Source organism: candidate division KSB1 bacterium (assembly GCA_022562085.1).
Classification (GTDB): domain Bacteria; phylum Zhuqueibacterota; class Zhuqueibacteria; order Oceanimicrobiales; family Oceanimicrobiaceae; genus Oceanimicrobium.
The window spans coordinates 1-5353 of sequence record JADFPY010000314.1; the positions used below are offsets into that span (position 1 = coordinate 1).

The window sequence follows — 5353 nt, forward strand, 5'->3', positions numbered from 1 at the left end:
TTATCATTTTGTTTAAATTTCAGGATAATTTTATTCATAAATTTATTGATGGATTAATTAATTGTCAAGGACGAATTGTACTATTGCAGGTTTCCGAAACAGCAAGGCAATATACCGTTTTAGCTCCGAATACCCACGAGTAATTTTATTTGTAGCAGAACTCGCCAGAGTTCCCGGCCTATCGAACCCGAAGTGTGGTCATTTCGGCTACTGGTTTTTTTTCAGAAGAGACGAATCGCTTTATCAGGAAATTTTTACGTTTAGCAAAGGAAAAACAGTTGAGAAGGGCAGGTAGAGGAATTTAGTTCGACACTATACTTTTTAAAACAAGATCGGTATTTGAATAAATCTTTAAAACCGTATCGAGTTTAGTTATTTTGAAATAGGTAGCCACTCGCTCCGGCAGGGCTACGAAATGGAAATCACCGCCTTTTTTTCGAATACTGGTCACACATGAAAGCAAGATTCCCATTCCCGGACTATTAATCCGTATAATTTTACTGAAATCTAATATGATATTCTTTTCACCTGAAGAGATGAGAACTTTCAGCCGGTCACGAAGACGCAAAGAATCACTTCTACCCATAATTTTGCCTTCCAGGTAAAAAACGGGTTGGCTTTCAATTTTCTCCTCAACGAATTTGACCATGATTTACAGCTCAAACAAATTTAGGCTAAGATTGCTCTTCGAAAGAACGCTAACACTAATGCTTAAATTTCTCCACTAATCTGTTGACTTGTTTTTCAACTTTTGTATCCAGGTTTTGGAGTTGAAACCCTGCCTTGTATGTTTCAAAATCGCCTTCTTTTCTACACCAAACACTTTTTGCGTCAAAAATAATTTTCGGCTTGCGAACGAAGCTGTTTGGTAATTCCATGCTCAAACGATAGCCCTTCTTAACTTCAATGGGTTCCTCACTCTCGAGCATCATGCCATCGGTGGTGATGTCTATCAAACGACCCACAAAGTTTTTAGTTTCCTCTTCAAAAACTTCCAAATAATAAAATGAGTTTCTTCTCCTAACCTTCCTTCTTTCAAGCATTTTTCCAATCCCTGGAGTTCAAGTGTTAGTTTTTTAATTGCTGCTCATCCCGCAGATTTATTTTTTGATTAGAATCGGCAATTTTTTTGATTTTCTTTGGTAGAAAAATTAGGGAATTTAGAAGAAAGCGGTTTACTCGAATCTAATTTCTCGTTCTCTCGTTTCCATGCTCTGCATAAGAACGACGCTTTTTCGCTCCCACCCGGAGCATGGGACGAGAGGTAATGACTTTGGAGTAAGGCAAGATTTTATCCTTGTAAATACTGTTCACCCGGTCTGTTAATTTCTTTTAACCTCTACTCCCTCTGACAAATTTTCCTGTCCTATCACAACCACTTCGTCGCCCGCTTCGGCGCCTTCTAAAATTGTGATATAATCTCCACTCTCAATTCCCAATTTTGGGATGCGTTTCCGGGCAGTTCCATCTTTAATAATGTAAATAATCGTTTGACTGGCTCTTTCGAGTAAAGCGCTTTTTGGCAGCAGGAGTGCATCTTCATTGGTTTGGGTTGCGATTTCAACTCTGGAAATCATGCCGGCTTTTAATTGCAATTCAGGATTATCAACCAACACCTCGATTGGAAATGTTCGGGTGGACAAATCAGCTTGCGGTCCTACTGAAGATACCTGGCCGGAAAACTTGAATTGTGCATACGAATCTACTGAAATAGTTGCCGGCTGTCCTTTTTCCACCTTTACAACGTCTTTCTCAGCGACGCCAAATTTTACTTTCACCTGACTGATGTCCACGACTTTCGCAATTGGAACCCCGGGAGCAACCGTGCTGCCCAACTCAACCAGTCGTGCGGCTACAAGCCCGCTCACAGGACTGACGATGCGCGCATCCTTTAGTTGGCGTTTTGCTATTTTCACATTTGCGTTCGCTGTTAAATATGTTGCTTCAGCGGATTTTTTTTGTAAACGAGCACTTTCAAATATATACTGAGAAATATCATTTGTCATGTGCAGTTTTTCATTTCGCTCAAAATCTTTCGTTGCTTTATCAAAGGCAGCTTTTGCTTGCATCAGATTGGCTTCTGCTTGTTCGAGAGCAAGCTGTTTTAATTCGGGATCTATTTGCACCAAAGGCGTCCCTTTTTCTACACGGGCGCCAACCTCGACATAGACTTCGATAACGGTACCGGCTGTTTGGGAAGAAATAGTGACATCATGCAGCGGAAAAATGGTACCGATCGCCCGTACCAAATCGACGACTTCACCCTGTTGAATGACGTGCGTCTGCACCGGGATACGGTTTGGTAAATCTGCTGCACTTCCGTTAGCCCCTTCGTTTGAGCCGCCGCCATTTCCACATGCGAGGTTAGATACAACGTTTATTATGGCTAAAAAAAGTACTGTTTTTATGTTAAACATTTTTTTACTCCATATGCTTGTCGAGGAGCAAGAAGCGATGAGCGCCAGAGAGTCAAAAAGAGTCGCTCTCGCTTTTGCGCTTTTGCGCTCTTCACTGTTCGAGTATGCGCATCGAGTTACTCGACCAAAACTCCCATCGACCGATCCAGCCTCGCCCTGGCGATCCAGTAATCGTAACGCGCGTTAATCAGGTCAGCTCCCGACTTCGTGTGAATAACCTGTGCATCCAAAACATCGATGTTCGCCGCGAGGCCGACTTGATAGGAGTTATCCAATACGCGTAGATTTTCGGCGGTTTGCTCGACTGTTTTTTGGGCGATGTAAAATTTTTTCAAAGCAGTCTCAAGATCGAGCCGGGAGCGAATCACATCCAAAGTGAGGAGACGTTCGGTCTCTTCTTCTCTTTCTTCAAAACTTTTGAGTCGGGCTTTATTTTCCTGCAATCCAGCCAAATTGCTAAAACTGTGAAAGATGGGAAAATTCAACGAAACCCCGGCGCTCCAATACGAAAAACTATCTAAAGCGAAAGTACTATTTTTCTCCCATCCCAACTGATAAACGAAATTAACTTTGGGTTGAAATGCAGCCCATGCCAAGCGGACACCGGCACGCTGTGCATCTACTGAAGCGTTTACAGCTTTTAACCCGGGATGATGATTTCTGGTCTTTGCAATTTGCTCATCCTGATCCTCAACCAAGGGGATGGGATCAAAGGAGAGCGGACTCACAGAAAACGCTTCTTCATAAGGAACTCCCATCACTTGCCTAAGTGTCACTGTTGCAATTTTCAGATTATTTTCCGTTTCCACAAGTTGACCCTCACTATTGGCAGCTTGCACCTCCCAACGCAGAACGTCGGTTCGGCTGCGCAATCCAACTTCGAGCATTTTTTGCGCGGTGCTCAAATGCCTTTGTGAAGATTCTAAACTTTTATTTGCCAGGTTGACCAATTCACGCGCCTGCAGAACGCGCAGGTACCAGGCCCTCACATCTAAAATAACTTGCTGTCGAGTATCTTCCAAATTGTGCTCAATTCCCGTCTCCTGAGCTCTGGCAAGACCGACTGCCGCCCAATTGGCGCCACCGTTGTAAATCGGCTGCACTAGTTGAAATGCGGTCGAGAAAGTATTTCTGTAAGCTCCCGGACGGACATCGTTTGGATCGCCCGCACCGAACTGATCTACTAAACCCCGGCCGACATCGACGAAAACGTTGCCTCTTCGCACACTTGCCGGGTCCAAACGAGCATAACTGAATTGCAAGTCCGCTTTCGGGAGGAGATCGAGCCTGGCTTTTTTTACATGATGACGCGATGCTTTTAAATCCGCTTTTGCCGCCTTTAACCCGGCGTTGTTCTTTAAGGCGATTTCAATGGCTTCCGTTAAGGTGATTACTTTGCCGTTCTGATCAGCCTTAAGCCCTGTGGTCAAAATCGAAAGCGTAAAAACCGCTAAAAGAAATCTAAAATTCAAGTTAAAAATCTTCATTCTTGAAACTCTCCAATTTCTATTTACTCACAAAATCATTTCCTTTTATAAAAAACCGCCACTGCAAATCCACTGCTTTGGAAATTCCGATTCTTGAACTCGTTGCAATCTCGAAACTGCTTTGTTTTAAATAGCGTTGTAAGAAAACAGACCGGCCGACTTGCTCCCCATGTACTCCCGAATTAAACTCGAAAGCTTGAAATAGTTTGCCGGGGCCGCTCGTGAGGTTTTTTATGGTATTTGTTTGCCGGCGTTCCTTCATAGCCTCTAATCCCAAAAGCGGCTGCACGGCCCTGATCAAAACTGCGCCGACTCCTTCTTTCTCCGTGGTGAAGTTCAGGCAGTGGTACATTCCGTAAATAAAGAAAATATAAATGCAGCCGTAGGTTTCGCGAAGCATTGCGCCTTTTTTTGGCCTGGTCATGGCGTGGGAAGCTGCGTCATCGCGGTAGGCTTCGGTTTCGACAATGATGCCTTCACAGCCGTTATATTGTAGTTTCATGCCAAGAAGTTCTCGCGCCACAGTTAAAGTGTTTTGGGCAAAAAAATCCTGGTCGATTAGATCTTCCTTCACTTACGATTCTCAAAGAAAACTGTTTTTGTTTTTCCATCAATATAGCCAGTCGACCGGCGAATATCAAGACTAATTCACAATGTTTAATCGATGCCCGGGAAAAATATTTGACCCTGATGAATCAATTGATTAAATTAAAATATTCTTTTACAGAAAACCCGTTATTAATTCCAACCCCGGGAACTCTCAATGCGTACCAATAAGTCGGCTTCATTCATTCTCCTAACAACTTTACTTTTTTCTCTTCCGCTTTTTTCAACTGAAAATAATGATGTGATACTCGTAAAAGCCTTTCCTAATCTCAGCTTTAACCAGCCGCTTTTTTTGACGCATAGCAATGACGGCTGCAACCGAATCTTTGTTGTTCAGCAAGACGGCTTCATTAAAGTTTTCGAAAATTCTCCGCAAGTCACCAAAGCAGATACCTTCCTGAATATCCAAAACAAGATTACCACCGCCAGCGAAATGGGGCTGTTGGGTTTGGCATTCCATCCGGATTATGCAAACAACGACAGTTTTTATATTAATTATACGGTTGACTTCGGCGGTTCAAGAAGGTCGGTTATCGCTGGATACACCGTCATGCCGGGTCAACCAAGCCGGGCGGACCCGAACTCAGAACGCATCTTGTTGGAAATCAACCAGCCTTTTGTAAATCACAATGGCGGCATGTTACAATTCGGCCCTGATGGTTATTTATATATTGGCCTTGGAGATGGCGGCGGTAGCGGTGACCCCCTACAGCATGGTCAAGACCGCAGAACACTTCTCGCCTCTCTTCTCAGAATTGATGTGGACAGTTCATTCAATGGTATGAGTTACGGCATCCCATCTGATAATTCCTTTATTGGCAATACTGAAGGATTTCATGAAGA

Annotated in this window: 6 protein-coding genes; 1 reads left to right on the forward strand and 5 read right to left on the reverse strand. The window is 43.4% G+C overall.

Translation table 11 applies throughout. From position 1 onward, the window contains the following. Positions 1-301 precede the first annotated feature (301 nt). The 5 genes from IH879_18995 to IH879_19015 form a co-directional block, all read right to left on the reverse strand. The gene (locus tag IH879_18995; GenBank protein ID MCH7677014.1) at positions 302-649 is read right to left on the reverse strand and encodes an STAS domain-containing protein; all 348 of its coding nucleotides are present in this window, start codon (positions 647-649) and stop codon (positions 302-304) included. Positions 650-704: 55 nt separating this feature from the next. After that, positions 705-1043 (reverse strand): PilZ domain-containing protein, encoded by a 339-nt coding sequence (locus tag IH879_19000; protein ID MCH7677015.1) that lies wholly within the window; start codon positions 1041-1043, stop codon positions 705-707. Positions 1044-1322: 279 nt separating this feature from the next. After that, a complete protein-coding gene (locus IH879_19005; GenBank protein MCH7677016.1) occupies positions 1323-2417 on the reverse strand; it encodes an efflux RND transporter periplasmic adaptor subunit in 1095 nt (364 codons plus the stop codon). 116 nt (positions 2418-2533) lie between these two features. After that, positions 2534-3904 carry a TolC family protein gene (locus IH879_19010; GenBank protein MCH7677017.1) on the reverse strand — a complete coding sequence of 457 codons (1371 nt, stop codon included), beginning with the start codon at positions 3902-3904 and terminating at the stop codon, positions 2534-2536. Positions 3905-3923: 19 nt separating this feature from the next. Continuing rightward, on the reverse strand, positions 3924-4478 hold the full coding sequence (locus IH879_19015) for a DNA-3-methyladenine glycosylase (protein ID MCH7677018.1): 555 nt from the start codon (positions 4476-4478) through the stop codon (positions 3924-3926). Positions 4479-4667: 189 nt separating this feature from the next. Here IH879_19015 and IH879_19020 point away from each other — a divergent pair. Next, positions 4668-5353 (forward strand): PQQ-dependent sugar dehydrogenase (locus IH879_19020; protein MCH7677019.1); only part of this gene is annotated, 686 nt, incomplete at its 3' end.